At 41.6% G+C, this 19240-nt stretch carries 21 protein-coding genes and 1 pseudogene; 10 read left to right on the plus strand and 12 right to left on the minus strand.

From position 1 onward, the window contains the following. The 4 genes from AC3LHT_RS00795 to AC3LHT_RS00810 form a co-directional block, all read left to right on the plus strand. The coding region (locus tag AC3LHT_RS00795; RefSeq protein ID WP_488661693.1) for a YidC/Oxa1 family membrane protein insertase at positions 1 to 402 on the plus strand (402 nt) is incomplete at its 5' end. Positions 403 to 435: 33 nt separating this feature from the next. Next, on the plus strand, positions 436 to 1164 hold the full coding sequence (gene jag, locus AC3LHT_RS00800) for an RNA-binding cell elongation regulator Jag/EloR (protein WP_290666062.1): 729 nt from the start codon (positions 436 to 438) through the stop codon (positions 1162 to 1164). After that, positions 1100 to 1468, plus strand: coding sequence for a cupin domain-containing protein (locus AC3LHT_RS00805; protein WP_290666060.1), 369 nt, complete (start codon positions 1100 to 1102; stop codon positions 1466 to 1468). The genes jag and AC3LHT_RS00805 overlap by 65 nt, the downstream gene beginning before the upstream one ends. Before the next feature lie 16 nt (positions 1469 to 1484). After that, positions 1485 to 1694, plus strand: coding sequence for an FmdB family zinc ribbon protein (locus AC3LHT_RS00810; RefSeq protein ID WP_290645262.1), 210 nt, complete (start codon positions 1485 to 1487; stop codon positions 1692 to 1694). Here the strand turns inward: AC3LHT_RS00810 and tsaD are convergent. Both tsaD and clpX read right to left on the minus strand, forming a co-directional pair. After that, positions 1691 to 2671, minus strand: a complete 981-nt coding sequence (tsaD, locus tag AC3LHT_RS00815; RefSeq protein ID WP_290645260.1) for a tRNA (adenosine(37)-N6)-threonylcarbamoyltransferase complex transferase subunit TsaD — start codon at positions 2669 to 2671, stop codon at positions 1691 to 1693. The two genes, AC3LHT_RS00810 and tsaD, sit on opposite strands and share 4 nt — an antisense overlap. Further along, on the minus strand, positions 2671 to 3888 hold the full coding sequence (gene clpX / locus AC3LHT_RS00820) for an ATP-dependent Clp protease ATP-binding subunit ClpX (protein WP_290645258.1): 1218 nt from the start codon (positions 3886 to 3888) through the stop codon (positions 2671 to 2673). Before clpX ends, tsaD begins: the two co-directional genes overlap by 1 nt. A 130-nt stretch (positions 3889 to 4018) precedes the next feature. Between clpX and AC3LHT_RS00825 the strand changes: the two genes are divergently transcribed. Genes AC3LHT_RS00825 through AC3LHT_RS00835 form a run of 3 tightly spaced genes read left to right on the plus strand, consistent with a single transcriptional unit; the run spans position 4019 to position 8118 of the window. Next, the gene (locus AC3LHT_RS00825) at positions 4019 to 5647 is read left to right on the plus strand and encodes a radical SAM protein (RefSeq protein ID WP_488661694.1); all 1629 of its coding nucleotides are present in this window, start codon (positions 4019 to 4021) and stop codon (positions 5645 to 5647) included. A gap of 33 nt (positions 5648 to 5680) precedes the next feature. After that, positions 5681 to 6676 carry an asparaginase gene (locus AC3LHT_RS00830; RefSeq protein ID WP_488661695.1) on the plus strand — a complete coding sequence of 332 codons (996 nt, stop codon included), beginning with the start codon at positions 5681 to 5683 and terminating at the stop codon, positions 6674 to 6676. Continuing rightward, entirely contained in the window at positions 6673 to 8118 is a 1446-nt protein-coding gene (locus tag AC3LHT_RS00835; protein WP_290645252.1) for an AI-2E family transporter, read from the plus strand. Before AC3LHT_RS00830 ends, AC3LHT_RS00835 begins: the two co-directional genes overlap by 4 nt. Here the strand turns inward: AC3LHT_RS00835 and queA are convergent, their stop codons facing one another. Then, a complete protein-coding gene (gene queA, locus AC3LHT_RS00840; RefSeq protein WP_488661696.1) occupies positions 8119 to 9135 on the minus strand; it encodes a tRNA preQ1(34) S-adenosylmethionine ribosyltransferase-isomerase QueA in 1017 nt (338 codons plus the stop codon). After that, positions 9132 to 10100 carry an NYN domain-containing protein gene (locus AC3LHT_RS00845; RefSeq protein WP_290645248.1) on the minus strand — a complete coding sequence of 323 codons (969 nt, stop codon included), beginning with the start codon at positions 10098 to 10100 and terminating at the stop codon, positions 9132 to 9134. The genes queA and AC3LHT_RS00845 overlap by 4 nt, the downstream gene beginning before the upstream one ends. Before the next feature lie 138 nt (positions 10101 to 10238). Between AC3LHT_RS00845 and rpmE the strand changes: the two genes are divergently transcribed. From rpmE to glgP, 3 genes are all read left to right on the plus strand, one after another. Next, positions 10239 to 10448, plus strand: coding sequence for a 50S ribosomal protein L31 (gene rpmE, locus AC3LHT_RS00850; protein ID WP_290645246.1), 210 nt, complete (start codon positions 10239 to 10241; stop codon positions 10446 to 10448). A 44-nt stretch (positions 10449 to 10492) separates the two neighbouring features. Beyond that, complete coding sequence (locus tag AC3LHT_RS00855) at positions 10493 to 10858, plus strand: S1 RNA-binding domain-containing protein (RefSeq protein ID WP_290645244.1); 366 nt, start codon at positions 10493 to 10495, stop codon at positions 10856 to 10858. A gap of 177 nt (positions 10859 to 11035) precedes the next feature. After that, on the plus strand, positions 11036 to 13600 hold the full coding sequence (gene glgP / locus AC3LHT_RS00860; protein ID WP_290645242.1) for an alpha-glucan family phosphorylase: 2565 nt from the start codon (positions 11036 to 11038) through the stop codon (positions 13598 to 13600). 73 nt (positions 13601 to 13673) lie between these two features. Here glgP and AC3LHT_RS00865 read toward each other — a convergent pair whose 3' ends face one another. The 8 genes and pseudogenes from AC3LHT_RS00865 to AC3LHT_RS00900 form a co-directional block, all read right to left on the minus strand. Then, on the minus strand, positions 13674 to 14006 hold the full coding sequence (locus AC3LHT_RS00865) for a hypothetical protein (protein WP_290645240.1): 333 nt from the start codon (positions 14004 to 14006) through the stop codon (positions 13674 to 13676). A gap of 7 nt (positions 14007 to 14013) precedes the next feature. Then, positions 14014 to 14811, minus strand: coding sequence for a DUF72 domain-containing protein (locus tag AC3LHT_RS00870; RefSeq protein WP_488661697.1), 798 nt, complete (start codon positions 14809 to 14811; stop codon positions 14014 to 14016). A 1-nt stretch (position 14812) separates the two neighbouring features. After that, complete coding sequence (gene pduL / locus AC3LHT_RS00875; protein ID WP_290645236.1) at positions 14813 to 15406, minus strand: phosphate propanoyltransferase; 594 nt, start codon at positions 15404 to 15406, stop codon at positions 14813 to 14815. A gap of 21 nt (positions 15407 to 15427) precedes the next feature. Beyond that, positions 15428 to 16534, minus strand: a complete 1107-nt coding sequence (locus AC3LHT_RS00880) for a GTPase (RefSeq protein WP_488661698.1) — start codon at positions 16532 to 16534, stop codon at positions 15428 to 15430. After that, on the minus strand, positions 16531 to 17592 hold the full coding sequence (locus AC3LHT_RS00885; protein WP_290645232.1) for a YqeG family HAD IIIA-type phosphatase: 1062 nt from the start codon (positions 17590 to 17592) through the stop codon (positions 16531 to 16533). The genes AC3LHT_RS00880 and AC3LHT_RS00885 overlap by 4 nt, the downstream gene beginning before the upstream one ends. Then, positions 17570 to 17824, minus strand: coding sequence for a DUF4911 domain-containing protein (locus tag AC3LHT_RS00890; protein WP_290645230.1), 255 nt, complete (start codon positions 17822 to 17824; stop codon positions 17570 to 17572). Before AC3LHT_RS00890 ends, AC3LHT_RS00885 begins: the two co-directional genes overlap by 23 nt. A gap of 11 nt (positions 17825 to 17835) precedes the next feature. Further along, positions 17836 to 19122: a PhoH family protein gene (locus tag AC3LHT_RS00895; RefSeq protein WP_488661699.1), complete on the minus strand. Its 1287-nt coding sequence runs from the start codon at positions 19120 to 19122 to the stop codon at positions 17836 to 17838. A gap of 1 nt (position 19123) precedes the next feature. Further along, a pseudogene (locus AC3LHT_RS00900) lies at positions 19124 to 19240 on the minus strand (3'-5' exonuclease); the annotation flags it as partial.

Genomic DNA, 19240 nt, shown 5'->3' on the forward strand with positions numbered 1-19240 from the left:
GGTTGTTTGACATTACTTATTCAGTTGCCGGTGTTCTTTGTGTTGTACTCAGTCATAAGGTATTTCAGTGAAATGTTCGCCTATGCTCCTAAATTTCTCTTTTGGTCAGATCTATCTACCGGTGGATTTCTGCAAAACAGTCTTTTGATATTCATCAGTATCATAACCGGTATATATCTTGCAACAGTAACAAGTCAGGATGGAAAAACCGCAAGGCAGTCTATGATTATGTCTCTGGTTTTCCCCTTCCTGTTTTACACACTACCAACAGGTTTGTTCATTTACTATGCAACAAACAGCATACTTCAGTTGTTAATTACAATCTATGTTTACAGAAAGTTCGGTATGAAAGGCATTTCAATGAGAGAAGTCTTTGGCCTTCCACCAAAACCCGCTAAATAAGATAATTGTCACAGATACAGGAGGTGCTCCAGCATGAAACTCAATACGATTAAAGCTCCGAGCGTGGAAGAAGCTGTCAGAACAGCGATTTCAAAGTATAACGCTTACGAGGACGAGTTAAATATCAAGGTTGTAGAAAAAGGATCGAAAGGCTTTCTAGGTTTTTTCGGTGGCAAAGAAGCGGTGATTGAAGTTCAACTTCTGCCCTCATATTTCGAGAGGAAAATCGGAGAATACCTTGAAGGAATATTAAAGCATTTTGACAAAGATATCATATACGATATTGCAATTGAAAGAAAGACCATTTTCGTCAATATAAAGGGAATAGAAGTATCAAGATTAATCGGAAGGCATGGAAAAACCGTTAGCGCCTTTCAGCACATAATCGGTATATACGCTAACAGGCTTTCAGACGTAAAACTCAATGTTTCAGTAGATGTGGGGAATTATAAGGAAGAAAGAAGGCAAAATGTTGAAAGCCTTGCACACAAAATGGCAAAGCTCGCAATTCAAAAGCGGAGCAAAGTGGAATTAGAACCCATGTTTGCAAAAGAAAGAAGAATAGTACACGAAGTTGTATCTAAATACAAAAATTTGAGGAGCTATTCTGTGGGTCTTGAACCTTATAGAAAGGTAGTAATTGAATTCGATTCAAGAAGAACCAATACATACAAAAATCACGGGAGGCGCTGGACAAATGGAAGGCAAAGCAAACAAAATAGTCATAGGAAAAGCCCTCGAAGTAACACCTCAAAAATTTGATGATGCAACTGTAAAAGGGGTAGAGAAAAGAGTATTGATAGGTCGCAAACTCGGCGCTCAGAATTTTGTCATGAGGTTGTTCACTGTCGTCCCAGGTGGTTATAGCCCAAAGCACTCTCATGATTGGGAACATGAGGTATACATCGTTTCAGGAACTGCAACAGTTGTTACTCCCGATGGTGACAAAATAGCGGAGGCCGGCTCATTTGTGTATGTCCCTGGCAATGTAGTTCATCAATTCAGAAATGACGGTACGGAGACGCTGAAGTTCATTTGTGTCATACCAAAATACGCTGGAGAATAGAAAAGGAGGGGATATCATGCCAAGGTACAGATACGTCTGCGAAACTTGTGCAAAGGAACTCGAAGTCTTCCAAAAGATAAGCGACGAGCCTCTATCTACCTGTCCCTCCTGTGGAGGAAAACTAAGAAAAGCCATAACAAGTGTTGGAGTTGTATTCAAAGGAAGCGGATTTTATTCTACAGACTCGAAAGCTGGTTCCAAAAAAACTGAAAGTACCAAGGATTAAAATTTCAAATAAGGTATGGCGTTGGTATCCAGGGGAGAGAGTTCTCCCCTTTTTGCTTTGTTGTAGGCCGCTATGGCTATCATGGCTGCGTTATCCGTGCAGAATTCTATTGGCGGGAAATAGACGTTGTACTTATCCTTAGCGAATTGTTGAGCTTTCTCCCGCAGATAGCTGTTGGCAGCGACCCCGCCAGCAAATACCACATTCTTTAAGCCATACTCTGCTGCTGCTGCAAAGGTTTTGCTGAGTAACGAGTCGACAACCGCAGCTTGAAAAGAAGCAGCGACATCCTCTTTTTTTGCCTGAGGATTCTTTTTCAAGAAATAGAGAACAGAGGTCTTCAAACCGCTGAAGCTGAAATCGTAATTCCCTTTTTCACGCAAAGAACGAGGGAAATTATACTTTTCTTCACCCAATTTTGCGAGTTTTTCTATTTCTGGCCCACCGGGATAATTCAGTCCAAGCAGTCTTGCTATCTTGTCAAAAGCCTCTCCAGCGGCGTCATCTCGCGTTTTACCAATTCTCTCTATTGAATCCCATGAATTCACGCTAAAGAGCTCTGTGTGCCCTCCAGAAACAAGCAAAACTAAAAACGGTGGTATCAGACTCGGAAAAGTAATCATGTTTGCATAAAGATGCCCATGCAGATGATTAACAGCGATAAAAGGTCTGTTAAGGGCCAAAGCCAATCCTTTAGCAAAAGAGAGTCCAACCAGTAGCGAACCTACAAGTCCGGGTCCATAAGTAGCCGCAAACACATCGACATCGGTCACGGAAATCGCAGCCCTTTCAAGAGCCTCATCTACCAAAGGTGCAATGTTACCAAGATGGTGCCTTGCGGCTATCTCCGGTACCACACCGCCAAATTTTCTGTGGATTTCAACCTGAGAAGCAAGCACACTCGAAAGCAATTTACCATCTTCTACAATTGCCACAGCCGTTTCATCGCAGGAACTCTCAATTGCAAGTACTATCATCAGGCAGATTCTCTCTTTATAACCTTGGCTTCTTTACGTCCTTTGACGACATCCCGTGTAATTATAACCTTTCCGACATTTTTCAACGATGGGGCTTCGAACATGATGTCCATCATAACGCTCTCAATCACGCTCTTCAATGCTCTGGCTCCAGTTCCTCTGGAAAGAGCCTTTTCCGCAATGGCTTCTAGAGCACCATCAGTTAACTCCAGTTCGATCCCGTCAAGCTCGAGAAGTTTTTGATATTGCTTGATAATGGCATTTTTGGGTTCGAGCATTATCTTTTTGAGATCTCCAACGCTAAGGTCGTTAAGTGTTGTAAGTACGGGGAACCTTCCAACAAACTCTGGAATAAGCCCGTATTGGATAAGGTCATCTGGTCCCACATGTGAAAGGATTTCACCGATTCGATAATCCTTTTTCCCTCTTATTTCAGCACCAAAGCCCATTGTGGATGTTAAAATTCTCTCCTGGATTATATTTTCAAGGCCGTCAAAAGCCCCACCAACAACAAAGAGAATATTAGTCGTATCAACCTTGATGAATTCCTGATAAGGATGCTTTCTTCCACCCTGAGGAGGAACATTTGCGATAGTGCCTTCGACGATTTTTAACAGGGCTTGCTGAACACCTTCGCCGGATACATCTCTTGTTATAGACGGGTTGGGTGATTTTCTCGCTATTTTGTCGATTTCATCGATATACACGATTCCATATTGCACTCTTTCTACATCGAAATTTGCGGACTGTAAAAGTCTTAAAATAACATTTTCCACATCTTCGCCAACATATCCAGCTTCTGTAAGTGGTGTGGCATCGGCAATGGCAAAGGGTACGTCCAGAATCCTGGCGAGTGTCCTCGCGATCAACGTTTTTCCAGATCCTGTGGGGCCAATGAGCATGATGTTCGATTTTTCTATCTCTACATCTTCCACACCTTTGAAGACTCGTTTGTAATGGTTATAGACAGCAACTGAAATGGCTTTTTTGGCGGCTTCCTGACCGATGACGTATTTATCCAGTTCCGCTTTTATTTCAGCGGGAGTCGGCAATCTTTTTCCTGATTCTCTTATGGTTTTTACATCTTGCTTCAAGATATCGTGGAAAAGGTCTACACATTCATCGCAGATATATCCCTCTGCGCCGGATATGAGCTTCTTAACCTGCGAAGCAGGCCTACCACAAAAAGAGCAATGTTTTTCTAATGGCAAGTCCATTCCCTCCTAAAAGTTACTGTTGTTATTATACACTCTAATACGAGCCAACGTTGTGAATAATTAATTAATAGTCCCCTTTTTATTTGCGTAACCTATTGATGCTATTATTTTGAAAAGGGAGTGTGATACCTTGAAAGCCGCTTTGATAGATGGATACATAGACGAACCCGCAGCTTTGGGTGTTCCACCTTACATCTCACAGCGCGTTCGGGCAATAGCGGGAATCCTTTACGCTAAGGGGATTGATGTAGACTACTTCACGATTGACACTGTTCGTAAAAAGGAGCTGTGGAATTCATTCAACGCTTATGACTACTTAATTCTCCATGGCGGATTGACCACGCCGGGCCACTATGTAGGCGGAACCCCCGCGAGCTTCAGTGAATTCGAAAAGCTTCTTTCTCTAAACGCCAACCCCACAAAGATAATCGAAGGGCCCATTGTAGCAGGATATTCCCTAAAAGGCGGTAGAAAAGCCAGAGAGGTTTCCCTTGATGAGGCAGATGCGCTTTTTACCAAAGAATTGGATTTGGCCAAATACCTCGGCATAAGCATCGAGGGAAAGGCCTATTACGAATTGATGAATGAGTTCTACAAGCTTGGCGCAGCTATCATTCCTCAACATCCAAGATATCCGGATATAATAGTGGAATTTGACATCTCCAGTGGTTGCGAAAGACGGGATAAATTCTGTTCATTTTGTACTGAATCTCTTCTTTATGGCAATTTCAAAAGCCGTGATTTCAAGGGAATCGAAGAAGAACTCCAAGCATTAAAAACCGCAGGCGTTAAAGCAATTAGGTTTGGCAGAAGCGCCAATGTAATCGCTTACGGTTACGACAAGGAAAAGGATCTTCCAAACCCTGAAGCCGTTAAAACGCTATTTCAGACAACTTCGGTGATATTGAACCCCGAGGTTTTCCATATAGATAATGGAAACCCCATATTCATCGCCCGGCACAGGAAAGATGCTGAAAAAATACTTGAGTGCATCGTGAAATACAACACTGTGGGTGATACAATATCATTTGGAGTTGAGAGTTTCGACCCGACTGTTCGGCATTTGAACAACATCGATGGAACAGCTGAAGAAATTATCGAAGCCATAAAAATCGTTAACGAAATAGGAAATGTGAGGATAGACGGTGTTCCCAAACTGTTGCCAGGTATAAACCTTTTGTATGGCCTTCCTGGATCTACAAAGAAAACATTTGAAATCGATTTTTTCTTTTTGAAGAAGATTCTTGAAGCTGATCTTATTATCAGAAGATTGAATATCCGCCAGGTAATGGTGTTTCCAAACACGCCGCTATCAAAGCGGAAACTCCCCAAAACAAACAGGGGTGTTTTTGAGAAATACAAGAAAAGCGTACGGAGCATTATAGATAAGGAAATGATTCAAAAAGTATTCCCCGTTGGGGCAATTGTAAGAAAAGTGATACCCGAATTCAAAAAGGGTGCTCTCACCTTTGGTAGACCACTTGGGACTTATCCCATTCTCGTTGGAAGCTATGCCAATTTTGATAAAGCGGTGGATATGGTTATTACATCACATGGAACACGTTCTGTCACAGGTATTCCTTTGATGAGCAATCTCAATTCTATGGATCTGAAGCTTCTCGAGAGCATTCCAGGCATAGGTAGGCATAGGGCACCAAGCATTCTATTAAACCGTCCCTTTGATTCGTGGCAGGATGTAAAACGGGTTTTAGGTGAGGAAGTTTGTATGACCTTGAAAAAAATCGGTATAGTTATATAGTTATTATATAGTCAGCATGTAGGAGGGATCAGTTTGAAAAGAATTGCCCTTATTACTACCGGTGGCACTATCGCTATGACCAAAGACCCAAAAACCGGTGGCGCTGTTCCTACATTTTCAGCAAACCGCAGTATTACTGAGATAGATCGGCTCAATGAAATAGCCATGATAGAGCATCATGGATTTTCAAATCTTCCCAGCCCCCATATATCTCCATCACTCATGTGGAAACTGTCAAAGCTGGTGGATTCTCTTCTCGAGCAAGATGATATCTCTGGCGTGGTCATAACTCACGGTACTGATACTCTCGAAGAAACTGCTTATTTTCTTGATTTAACAATCAAAAGTGAAAAACCAGTAGTTTGCACTGCCGCCATGCGCAGCATCGACGAATTGGGCACAGATGGCCCAAGAAATGTAGTATCCTCTGTCCGAGTAGCAATCAACTCTATGGCTATAGGTATGGGAACCATGGTTTGCCTTAACGATGAAATTCATGCAGCACGAGAGGTAACAAAGACATATACGAGCAACGTAGCCACCTTTGATTCACCGGGTTATGGACCTCTTGGTATAGTTGATGAGGATAAGATCATCTTTTATCGTAAACCGCTTCAAAGAGAAACAATTGAAGTGAAACAAATAGAAGAAAAAATTGCTCTTTACAAGACCTTTACCGGAGATAGCGGGCAAATTCTGAAAAGCTTACCCCAAATAGGGTTCAAGGGGATTGTTCTTGAGGCTTTTGGTCGTGGCAACGTTCCCCCGAAAGTTGCAGACACAATTGAAAGGCTAATCAGAGAAGCGGGCATTCCCATAATAATAACATCGAGGTGTTTTAAGGGAAGGGTGCTTGGGATTTATGGATACAAAGGGGGAGGACTACAGCTTGAAAAAGCAGGTGCTATTTTCGCACCAGGGCTTTCCCCTCAAAAAGCAAGAATTAAATTGATGATCGCCATGGGAATCACAAAGGATATAGAGCATATCAGGGAATATTTTTTGCATTCCAAAGGAGGGCAAAAATGAAGAACCTCTTGAAGTCTCCGAGATTTCTGGTCATGATTTTTTCCATCGTTTATTTTCTGATTGCATTTTTCTTTTTAACGATTTCTGCAACAATTTCTGCAATCTTTATAATAACGATAGCGATTGTATTTCTCATTGAACCGTGGATCAAGTTTGCCACCTCAAAGCTGAAGATCAAAAGGTGGATAGCCGTTGCACTGGGGCTTGGAGCGCTTTATTTCAGTTTAATATTGGTGGTAGTGTTTTTATTTCAGCCTATTGTAAACCAGGCTTCCAGCTTCTATTATACTGCTTTGAATTTCTTCCCCTCCGATAAAAGCACTGAACTCAGTATCCCGGAAATAGAATTCAATTTAGACGCCGTACTCAACAAGTACAAGCAGGAAAAACCTGTAAGCAACGAAGAAATAAATGCATTAAAAAAAGATTTACTCTCCTATTTAACAGAATATGACCAGTCCTCGTTCGAAGACCTGCCAATAGAGGATATAGAAAAAGGAAAGTTTGCGATAGTTTTCCCGGTAAAAGAAAGAGAGCTGAAAAAAGAAGAAATTATCCGGATAATTTCAAAACACGAAAAATTCTCTGGCGACGCTACAAATCTGGCAGACAAAATCTGGGAAAGAACTTCCGGGTTCAAATCGCGGGAAGATTGGCAGCCAATATTTGGTTGGTTGGTTGACCGTTTCCTGATAAAAAATAAAAGCAAAAACAATACTAGCAAAGATATAGACGACCAAGAAAAATTTGAAGAGAAAAGGGCGCAGATTATGTCGAGTATCAGAAATGTCCTGATTGAGGTTCAATTGAAATTCAGGGAATACCTTACTGCTTTTCTTGAAAAACTACCATCCCTGGTTTCGGCGACATTCTCCGTTATGTTCTTCGTGATAATCGGGACTGTTTACCTTGGCTATTATTTCGGTGATTTCAAGAAGCATCTACCTGAAATATATCCCGGATCTTCCAGGGGTTTTGCAAAACGCTTTCTCAAAGACACTTATGGAAATTTAGAACGCTATGTAGTAGCAATAATTTTAGTCGCCCTGGTAACTGGTATAAGTGTGGGAATTCTGGTCAAGATTCTCGGGCTCGATTACAGCCTGCTCATGGGCGTGTGGGCAGCCATAACAAACCTGATACCAATCGTCGGAGTTGTACTGGAATTTATCCCGTTATTTCTTCTTGCGGCATCAGGTCAGAATTGGGTAGCGGTGCTCTTTCTCCTTGTCTTCCTGGTGACTATCCATACAGTTGCATTCATAGTCTTCCTCAAGCTAATGAAAGGTTATACGCGCATAAATCCCGTATTTATCATAGTAATGATAATAATCATGGCACAGCTCTTTTCCGTTGCCGGTGCCTTTATAGCTGCCCCTACGGCGATTATCCTGAAAAAGTTTTGGGAGCATTTTATCAGGCCAACCCTCAACAGAGCTTGATCACAAAATCATGCAGGCATCACCAAAGGAGAAGAAGCGATATCTTTCTTTTACAGCTTCTCTGTATGCATTGAGAATCTTCTCCCTGCCTGCGAAAGCAGAAACGAGCATTAAAAGTGTGGAACGGGGAAGATGGAAGTTTGTTATAATTCCATCAACCACGTTGAATTTAAAGGGTGGATAAATGAATATATCTGTATATCCCGATTTGGCTATTAGATTTCCAGCATTCTCAGCGGCTACGGCTTCAAGCGTGCGTACCACTGTAGTTCCTACTGCTATTACCTTTCCCCCTTTTTGGCGCGTTTCAGAGATTTTTTTGACGGTTTTCTCAGAAATCGTATAAAATTCGCTATGCATTTTGTGGTTCTCGATTTTATCAACCTTAACTGGTCTGAAAGTTCCAAGCCCTACATGCAAAGTTATATAAGTAATGTTCACACCACTGGCTTGCAGCTCACTGAGTAATTCCTTTGTAAAATGAAGCCCGGCTGTGGGAGCAGCCACTGATCCCTCGGCCTTTGCATAGACAGTTTGGTAAAGCTCAGGGTTCTTCGGGTATTTTTTTATATAAGGTGGAATAGGCATTTTTCCAATTTTCTTGATTGTCTCTTCCGCACCGGGTTCATTAAACTCCAGAACTCTTGTAGAGTCAGGAAGATGTTCAACAACTTTGCAGCTCAATTCATCAAAAACAAGTGTACTCCCCTTCTTTATTTTTGAACCCGGCTTCACTATGGCTTTCCAGGTACCGTTTTGTATCCTCTCTATTAGGAGAACCTCCACTTTTGCTCCAGTGCTTTTCCTGCCATAAAGTCTCGCTGGGATCACCCTGCTGTCATTCAGCACAAGCAGATCGGATTCACTAAGAAATTCTTTGATCTCATAGAATTTTCTGTGCTCAAATTGATTTGAGTCTCTTCTCACCACTAAAAGACGGCATTGGTCCCTGGGCAAAACGGGCTCCTGAGCTATCAATTTCTCTGGCAGTTCAAAATCAAAATCCGCTGTTCTCATCTCAAATCCTCCGGTTTTATTATTTCTATGCCTTTTGTATCATATTCCTGAAATCTATCGTAGCTGAGTATATGGCCTTTTAGGCTCCTCGCAAGTTGTATTATCCTTTCATCAGCTGGCGAATATAATTCTACAATGGGTAAAGACAACAATTTTTCGAGTTCAGGTTGCTGACTTCCTTTGATTTTATACCGCACATTCCTGTCGAATACAATACGGTAGGGAAAATACACTGGTGATGAACGGGCGAAGTATTCAAAAAGTTTGTTGATGTTTTTCAAATCAGGGAAATCGGCTTTGGAATAGATAATATTGCTACCATCGATGATAATCGGAACAGTATTTTTGGCAAAGAGTACAGTACGTACGTAAGGGTGGGTGTATTTCAATTTCCTCATTCTTTTCTTCGCATCATTACTAAGGTGTCTTAACTTTTCTCGTCCTTTTTTCAACTTTCTCATATCGGTTAACTCGATGCTCTCCAAAAAAGTTTTCAGGTCATTTGGAATAGGGGATCGTCTAAAATTCAGCGCACATTCAAGCATGATGTAATTTTCAAAAGCCCTACCTATTGAAGCATCACATTCTTTTTTCCATTGAAAGTATTCGTGAAGGTCCTTCATTTCAACATCCCGGGGAACTGGAGGGTATGAAAAGGGGTAGATAAAATAGAGCAATTTTATGATTTCTTCGACTTCTGATTCACTCAGTTCTGCAACGAAGATGACCTTTTCTTCCAGAGGCTTCTCTTTTTCAGCGAGCATTTCCAACAGGAAGGCAAGGGCCTCTCCGGCTTCGAACAGTTTAAGCGCGCCAAATTCCTTTTTTAGAAAGCGTATAGCTTTTTCGGGTTTGGCACTTCTAAGTATGTAAGAAATTTTCATAATCTCTCTTTTTCTCGTTTCATAATAAGAAAAAAATCCTTCTTCATAAAGTCGGTCTTCCGCTTGTTTTAAGATGTTCATACAATCACGCCTTCTTTAAAAGAATTAAACCGCCGATACAGTTTTTTTACTCTCTATTCTTACATTCCTTTGACAGTATCTCATACATATGATATAATGAACTTCGTAAAATTAAACTATTGAAGAGGTGAAGGCCCGATGAAAAAAGGTATACATCCCGAGCTTAAGCTTGTTACGGTAAAATGCACCTGCGGGGCGGAACACATGTTCTGGTCAACACGTGAAGACATAAAAATCGATCTTTGTTCCAATTGCCATCCTTTCTATAAGGGTGATACGAGCTCTCTAATCGTAGATACCGAGGGTAGAGTCCAGAAGTTCAAGAACAAGTACGGCGACAACTACTGAGTTGTCACTTATTCTATATTTGAAAACCATTGGAGGTTAGGAATGTGAGTGCGAAAGTAGGCAACATTGTTGAAGGAAAGATCACCGCTGTAATGAAGTTTGGGGCTCATGTAGAGCTGGAAGGTGGTGAGCAGGGTTTCCTTCATATCTCCAAGATCTCCAAAAGTTATGTGAAAAACATCAACGATCATCTTAATGTAGGACAAAAGGTCAAAGTAAAGATAGTCGGAACTACTCGAGATGGGAAATGGGAACTTTCCATTAAAGACTTAGGGGAATCGGGTACAGATGACCAGAACCTCGACAAGGATTTTGAAAGAAAGCTTTCAAAGTTTTTGAAAGACAGTTCGAGGAAGATTTCTGATTACAGAAGAAGACTCGATAAGAAACGTGGAATAAAGAAGAGATAACCTACAAGGAGAGCTCAGGCTCTCCTTTTTTTCTCGCGATTTTTCCCTCACTAAAATTCTGCATATTTAATCAATAATCAAGATTATTCCCGAATAAGCTTTCATATCGTGGATTTTTAAACCATTTTGATTTATAATTATAATGTTGCATTTATCAATTCGGAAGGAGGTCCTTCGATGTACTTTATCGAAAAAATGAGAGCTATTCCTCGGCTGCCTGACAGAATAAAGAAGCTGGAAGAGCTTGCTTATAACTTCTGGTGGACATGGAATCCTGAAGCCGAAGAACTTTTCAAAGACATGGATCAAGAACTCTGGTATGAGGTCAAAAGAAGCCCTGTAAAGTTGTTAAGGAGAGTAGATCAAGACAGACTTCAAGAGCTTTCAAAAAGCAAGGATTTCCTTGAAAATTACGATAAGGTTCTACAGCAGTTTGAGCAATATATGGAAGCTGAAGATACCTGGATAAAGCGAACACATCCAGATAAAGCCAACGATCAAATTGCCTATTTTTGCGCGGAATACGGCCTTCATGAATCCTTTCCCATTTATTCGGGCGGATTGGGTATTCTTGCTGGTGACCACCTGAAAACGGCCAGCGACCTCGGCATTAATCTCGTAGGCGTTGGCTTGCTATATCGTCATGGATATTTCAACCAAACCATTGATGAAACTGGTTGGCAGCATGCCGATTTTCCAGCATACGATTTTGAGGATTTTCCGGTAAGGCCTGCTTTTGATGAAGATAACGAAGAAATATACGTCAAAGTGGATTTTCCCGAAAGGCGTATCTGGGTTAAAATATGGCAGGCTCAGGTGGGTAGAACCCCCCTTATTTTGCTTGACACTGACATCCCACAAAATGATCCTGAAGACAGGAAAATCACCTCACAGCTTTATGGAGGCAACCGAGAAACGAGAATACAGCAAGAAATAGTTCTCGGAATAGCAGGGGTAAGGGCCCTTCGGCTTCTTGGATACAATCCAAGAGTATGGCATATGAACGAAGGACATGCAGCCTTTTTAAGCCTTGAAAGAATAAGAGAATTTGTTCAAAGCAAAGGGTTAGACTTCAGAAGCGCTGTTGAAGCAACTAAAGCCGGGAGTGTCTTCACGACTCATACTCCGGTGCCTGCCGGAAACGATGTTTTCGACGTAACCCTCATCGATAAATACTTCAATGATTTTTGGCCGAGATTAAACATTTCACGAAGGGAATTTCTCGATCTTGGAATCGAAAAATCAAAAGATGGGCGCGAGCATTTCAGTATGACAGTGCTAGCGCTGAGACTCTCTGCGGTCTCGAATGGTGTGAGCAAATTGCACGGTAAAGTGTCAAGGCACATGTGGACACATATTTTTCCGGATTTTCCGGAACCCGAAGTTCCAATCGGACATGTTACAAATGGTGTCCATATATGGACCTGGTTGAACAGGGATTTGAAAGAACTCTTCGATCGCTACCTTCCTGAAAACTGGCATGAAAATGTTACCTCTCCCGAGGTATGGGAACACATAGATGATATACCTGACGAAGAGCTCTGGAGGGTGCATTTAAAGCTGAAAAAACGTATGCGAACTTTTCTGCATGGTAGATTAAGAAGGCAAAGGTTAAGGCTTGGTGAAACAATAGAAGATTTAATGGAAGTAGATGATATTCTGCCCGAAAATATCCTAACAATAGGCTTTGCAAGAAGATTCGCCACATATAAGCGGGCTACACTTATTTTTAAGGATATTGAGAGGTTGAAAAAAATTCTGATGGATTCAGAACGACCCGTTCAATTCATCTTCGCTGGAAAAGCCCATCCCGCTGATGATCCCGGTAAGAATTTGATCAAAAAGATCTATGAGGTTTCCAGGATGCCTGAATTCAAAAACCGTATTGTGATCCTCGAAAATTACGACATGAATGTCGCAAGACACATGGTTAGCGGTGTAGATGTCTGGCTGAATAACCCGAGGCGCCCACATGAAGCCAGCGGAACGAGTGGGCAAAAGGCTGGAATGAATGGGGCTATTAACTTCAGCGCTCTCGATGGTTGGTGGGTTGAAGGATATAATGGCGAAAATGGATGGACAATCGGGGACAACAGGGATTATGAAGACACGGAACTTCAGGATAGAATAGACAGCGTTTCAATATACAGTACATTGGAAAAGGAAATCGTTCCGCTTTATTACAAAACCGATGAAAAAGGAATCCCAACAGGTTGGATAAAAAAAATGAAAGCCTCGATCAAGAGCGTTGCCCTGAATTTCAACACACACCGTATGCTCATGGACTATGCAAACAAGATCTATTTGAAAGCCATGGGCTCTATGAGCTTCGTGGAAAGGGATAGCTACAATGGAGCATTGTCGCTTTCCAAATGGGAGCAACGGTTAAGACAAAACTGGGATTTCATCAGAATCAAACCCAATATTCCAAGGCCTGGGTTCAGAAGCAGCATAAGTGTAGGGCAATCAATAGAAATAACGGCAAATGTCTATCTGGGTGAATTGACCCCCGAGGAAGTCAAAGTCGAAATCTTCGTGGCAAAATTCGATGAAAATGACAAAATGATAGCTTTCAAAACCTTCCCAATGGAAATAGAAAAAGAGGATGTACACGGGGAATATTTGTATCACGGCAAGTTCAACGTTGAAGAAGAAGGAAAAATGGCTTATACAGTTCGGGTTGTGCCAAATTCCGAGCTGATGCCACTGAAAAGCTTCATTCCGCTGGCCAAATGGGTATAGGGTTAGAATATAGCGAGAAGGAGAAAAGAAGGAACAAGCAAAATGTTGACGCGGGTAAAACCCGCGTCTTGTTTTATCCATCAAAATCGGAAAAATCTGTGAGAGATTTTTCAAAATCGGAAGGCGATATTTCACCCCAAAGGTAGGATTTGAAAAGTCTGGGAAAAGATTTCAGAGTTTCCAGTTCATCGTCTATGAAAACCCTTCTCTTGAGATCATAACCATCTCCGAAAATTATCTGTGTTGTATCGTAGCCGGTTATAAGCATTCTAAGGGCCACATTAAAAATCTCATCGATTTCATTTTCCATTAAGCCGAACTTAGAGAGTTCATCAAAGATCTCGTATGGTTCGGCTCCATTCGAGAGCATTCTCAGCACAATGTTGAAATAATCACTGTAGTTCATCGAGAGTTCAGGCACCTCCTACCATTTCTCTGAGACGAAGGGCGTTATGTACGGCATTACCCATATGACAGTTGTTGAAGTACACGTACACATCGAGTCCCTTCGATAAGAATTCTATCACGTCCAGTGCAAAAAATCTCAGTTCGTCATCAGAATAATTGTAATTATACCTCTCACTTCCCTCAGAAGTGAACCAATTGACATTTCTACCGTGCAATCTAAAATAAGCTACATTTTCTCCAGAAATGGGACGATAGCGAAAGAGGTTATCTATTTTTGGGGCATCGACTATTACAGGGATAGCAGCATATTGAATCAATACAGCACTGTAATCCTCAACCTCCCAATCGCTGTGTCGAAACTCTACTGCTGGGTTAATACCGTTTTCTGCACAGAAATTTGTGAGTTCTTTCAAGTAATTGATGTTGTCATTACTAGGCCTGAATCCCCATGGAAATTGAAAAAGTACCGGGCCGAGCCTGCCTTCCGACACGAGAGGGGCAAGAGCGTTTTTGAAGGTTTTTAGTTCTTTGATTGCTCCATCAAGATCGAGACTTTTCCAACATTCATGTGTAATAGAACCCGGTGATTTCACCGCAAAGCGAAAATCACCGGGAACTTTTCTTGAAATGGCAGCAAGAGTATGGCAATCCGGCATTCGATAATAGGTAAAATTCAGTTCGACGGTGTTGAAATGCCAGATACTTCGATAATAACTCAACATCTGTGAAGGCTTAATGTCTTCAGGATAGGCTGTCCCTATCCAATCTCGAAAATGATAACCGCTCGTCCCCAAATACAGCAAATTACAGCTCCTCAATAATATAAACCTCGTCGTTGTTGTTGATCATTGCTGCGTTAGCTTCATCAACATCAACATGAAATTCGAGAGCATAAGAACCGCTGACTCTGACAAGGACATCATCGAATATCGTTTTTCGTTCGCCATTGCCTTTACAATATACCATAACAAGGTCTTTATCCTTAACACCAAGTTTTTCTGCATCTTCAGGTGTCATGTGAATATGCCTTTTGGCAAGTATTACACCCCTTTTCAGTACGACAGTTCCTCTGGGCCCAACCAGGGTAAGACCTACTGAGCCCTCATGGTCACCGGAATCTTTTATCGGAGGTTTTACTCCGAGCTTAAAAGCGTCAGTTCTGGAGATTTCTACCTGGGTCGCCTTTCTAACAGGGCCGAGAACTCTAACCCCTTCAATTGCTCCTTTAGGTCCTACAAGTATCACCTTTTCTTGAGCGGCATATTGACCTGGTTGCCCGAGATCTTTGATGGGGGTTAATTCGTAACCTTCTCCAAAGAGGATTTCCAGATGTTCCTGAGAAAGATGAACGTGTCTGTTAGATACACCCGCTTTAATTGGATATTCCTTGAGTTTCACCAAAACACCTCCAAATCAGTTTTATTTTTTGAACTTCAATGGACCTACTAGCCCGTTTCTAACTACTGGTTTCGTGTTAACCGGATGGGTAATTGTTATCTCAAGGGGACCCCTTGCCACATTTATCCATCCAAGGCCTTTTATAGCAACTTCCTGACCGGTAAAGAGCCTTAATTTAACACTCTCCCATTCGTAATCATGAAGTTTTTGCCTTGAACATGGCGGAAACAGAAAAGTTCCCAACCAGCTCTCCCACTTATCCGTTGCTGTTTCGGGTTTGGTTTCGTGAACTGTGACTTTTTCAGATGAAATGACATGGAAAATTGGCCCTGGAGGAGTTCCGGGTTCCGCATCTACTCTTACAAGTCCCCCTATAAATACGGTTCTTGTCTTTTTCTTAGGCTTAAAAGTGTGAATTTTCAGTTTTTTCTCGGGCAACATTTTAGACTGGCAAGAACTGTCCATTAAATCGGTTACCCTATCTCTGGTTATTATTCCCGGTGTATCGATGAAAGATAAGCCGTGCACTTTACTGTGAAATTCCACAGCTTTGAGAGTGGTCCCGGGGTAACGACTTATAGTCAATGTGTTCGTTCCAGCAAGGGCATTTAAAACAGAAGATTTTCCAACATTTGTCACGCCTATTGTTATAAAGCGCTTTTCCTTTTTTCCCTTCAAAAATCTCAGAAGACCTGAAACTCCTCTTTCATTTTTCGCCGAAAGGAGCCTTATTCTCGTGGATTGAACCTTTAATCTATTTCTTACCCAGGTTTTTATCTCCGAAGGCGTGATTTCTTTCGGTATGAGATCAACTTTGTTGATGAGATAATAGACGTTCTTATCAGCTACAAGTTCTTGAATTTCTCGCCTAAAAGTACCTTCGAAATCAAAGATGTCTATAATGTACAAAACGTTACTTGCCAGGGTTAGATATTTCCCAAGCAAATCTAAAGAATGTTCCAGCTCGAAACGATTTGAGAGTTTTCCATAGTGTTTCAAGGAAAAGCAGCGCTTACAATATACCTCTTTTCCCTCAGCAAGCCTGGCTTCGAGCACATCAAGCGGTATATATCCTGGAGCCTCTTCATTTGAGGTTTGTATTTCAACGCCACAGCCCTTACACTTCATCTTCTGATTTCCTCCAATGCGGTTTTGCGTTTTATAAACCTGAGGAAAAGCTTCTCGATTTTCCTCATCATGCGCGTCCAGTAGAACTCTTTTTCGGAGATGGGATTCACCTTAATCGTGAAAGCTCCAAGTAAGTTCCCCATCAATATGTCAGTGAAAAGCTGATCCCCAATAACAACCGAATGATAAGGCTTTATTCCTTTTCTGTTCAAATATTTTCGAGCTTTACGAGGTAAGGGTTTTCTTGCCTCTGAAATAATCTCAACTCCAGGAACGAAAGCTTCTATATTTCTAAGTCTGAGCCTTCTGCCATTTGAAATTATAACGATTTTTAGCCCCACTAACTGAATGCGTCGGATGAGGAGTTCCCTCTCTTTTGAGAGCTCATCGCTCCCCCAAGGTTCAAGGGTATTGTCAAAATCCAAGATGACGAGTTCATAGCCAGCTTCTTTCAACTGTTCAAAATCTACATCAGAAATGTCATCAACAAAAAGGTGTGGGTTAATCAACTCGATAATTCTGAAAAACCAGCCAATGGTGTAAAAAAACACGGTGTAGGCTGCTATGGTTACAAATCCCCCCATTTTCTGGTAAAAGGCGGCTTCTTTGCTTATAGCAGGCTTAACCATAATTGTGTACATCCCCATGCGGTTGCCTGCGATTATGTCAGTGAGGAAAAGATCTCCAATGATTACAGCTTTTTCAGGCTTTGATTCCAACTCTTTTAAAACCCTCATTAACTCCCTGGTACTCGGCTTTTTCATAGAGTGATAGAGTTTGACACGGTTACTAAAAAACTCCTTCATGTGTTTCACTCTTTCATAAGGAGCGTTTGTAACTACTGCAACTTTTAAACCGCGCTCTAATAGGCTTTCTATAATCTCGCGGTTTCTCATATCAAACTGAGAGCGCCATGTTGCCAACGTGTTATCATAATCAAAGAGTATGGTATCATACCCCATACCAACCAACCGGTCGTAATCTATATCTCTTACACTCTTTGCTCTTTCCCTGGGGAGCGGCAGCTTTAACGAATCAAGTATGGCCTGGATTTTCACGAATTTCCACCACTTCCAGATTTATAACATTTTTTATGCTATCAAGAAAATTCAAAGCCTCCTGCAATAAATCACCAGGAACAATGACTTTCAGGTACCCTTCTTCGGTTGTATGCCTGATATTCATCAGATTATCTTCAGCCTCGGCGATATAGCAGAGTACATGTATGTCCTTCCTCGCGATTTTCAAGTACAAATCAAATTCTTTTGGCACACTTTTATTCTCTTTCATCAAACACCTCACTATAACAATTCTGCGGCAGCTGTGGCAAGCTCAGACCTTTCACCTTTGACGAGAGTGATATGCCCCGCCAGAGGATGGGAAATGAATTTAGAGGCAGCATATACCAGTCCGCAACTATTCGTATCGAGATACATATTATCGATCTGATATGGATCGCCTATGAGAATGATTTTTGACTCTTCGCCGATACGCGTCAAAATGGTCTTCACCTCATGTGGGGTCAAGTTCTGAGCTTCATCTATAATCATAAACTGATTTGGTATCGACCTACCACGTATATAACCAAGTACCTCAATCCCCAGCTTTTCACTTCGCTTAAGAAAGGTATCAGGATCTACATGACGATTTGTGAACAAAAGGAAAAGATTATCATATATCGGCTGCATCCAGGGCTTCATTTTCTCTTCCTGGGAACCGGGTAGAAAGCCTATATCCTGACCCATGGGGATCACAGGCCGCGAAACGAGCATCCTTTCATAAAGTTTTTCATCAACGACCTTTCTCATTCCCACAGCCAGGGAAAGCAATGTTTTGCCAGTTCCCGCGATTCCGGGCATGGAAATGAATTTAATCCTGTCATCCAGAAGCAGTTCATAAGCGAAGAGTTGTTCCCTGTTTCGTGGGTAAATCCCCCAGCATGAAGTTTCCATAGAGACAGAGAGTTTCACTACACTTTTTCCTTCGGGATCTACTCTACCATAAACTCCATTCCCAAAATCAACAAAAGTATTAGGGTAAAGCCCTGGTTCAATATCCCTGATAGAAATGCTCCCGATTCTAACAAAGGTTTCCCTCAAAGAAGAATCATTGAATTCTTTCACTCCAGAGAGTATTTCATTGATTTCTACTTTATCGGCGAGGTAATCCTGGGTCTCAAGTCCTAAAACATCCGCCTTTACCCTTAAGTTAATATCCTTGGTTACGAGAATGGTGGGCTTTTTGTCACGCTTTTTCAGCTCCAGAGTATACAGAAGAATTGCATTGTCTTTGTAATGCTCAGCCATAAATGGTGGAAGCGTCACATTGAAGTCGTTGAATATGAGTATTTTGACAAAACCACCAGAATTTAACTTCACGCCTTTTGTGATATCTCCATTATTCCTGATTTCATCAAGCTTCCTGTTCATTTGCCTGGCCCTTTGACCGAGAGAGCCTGGTTTTGATTTGAGTTTATCGATTTCCTCAAGCACAGGGAAAGGAATTATCAGCACGTTGTCTTCAAATTTTTCCAGACAATCTGGGTCGTGAACCAGTACGTTGGTATCGAGTACAAAATTTTTCACCATGTTAACCCCTCCAATGTTTTTTGTATATTCCCAACTTTGAAAATCCTCCAATCCTTTTCACAAGAGCAAGAAAAACCTTTGCATCTACTCTGGCATCATCAAGAGCGCGATGTGTGGG

It is taken from the genome of Kosmotoga sp. (genome assembly GCF_982836095.1).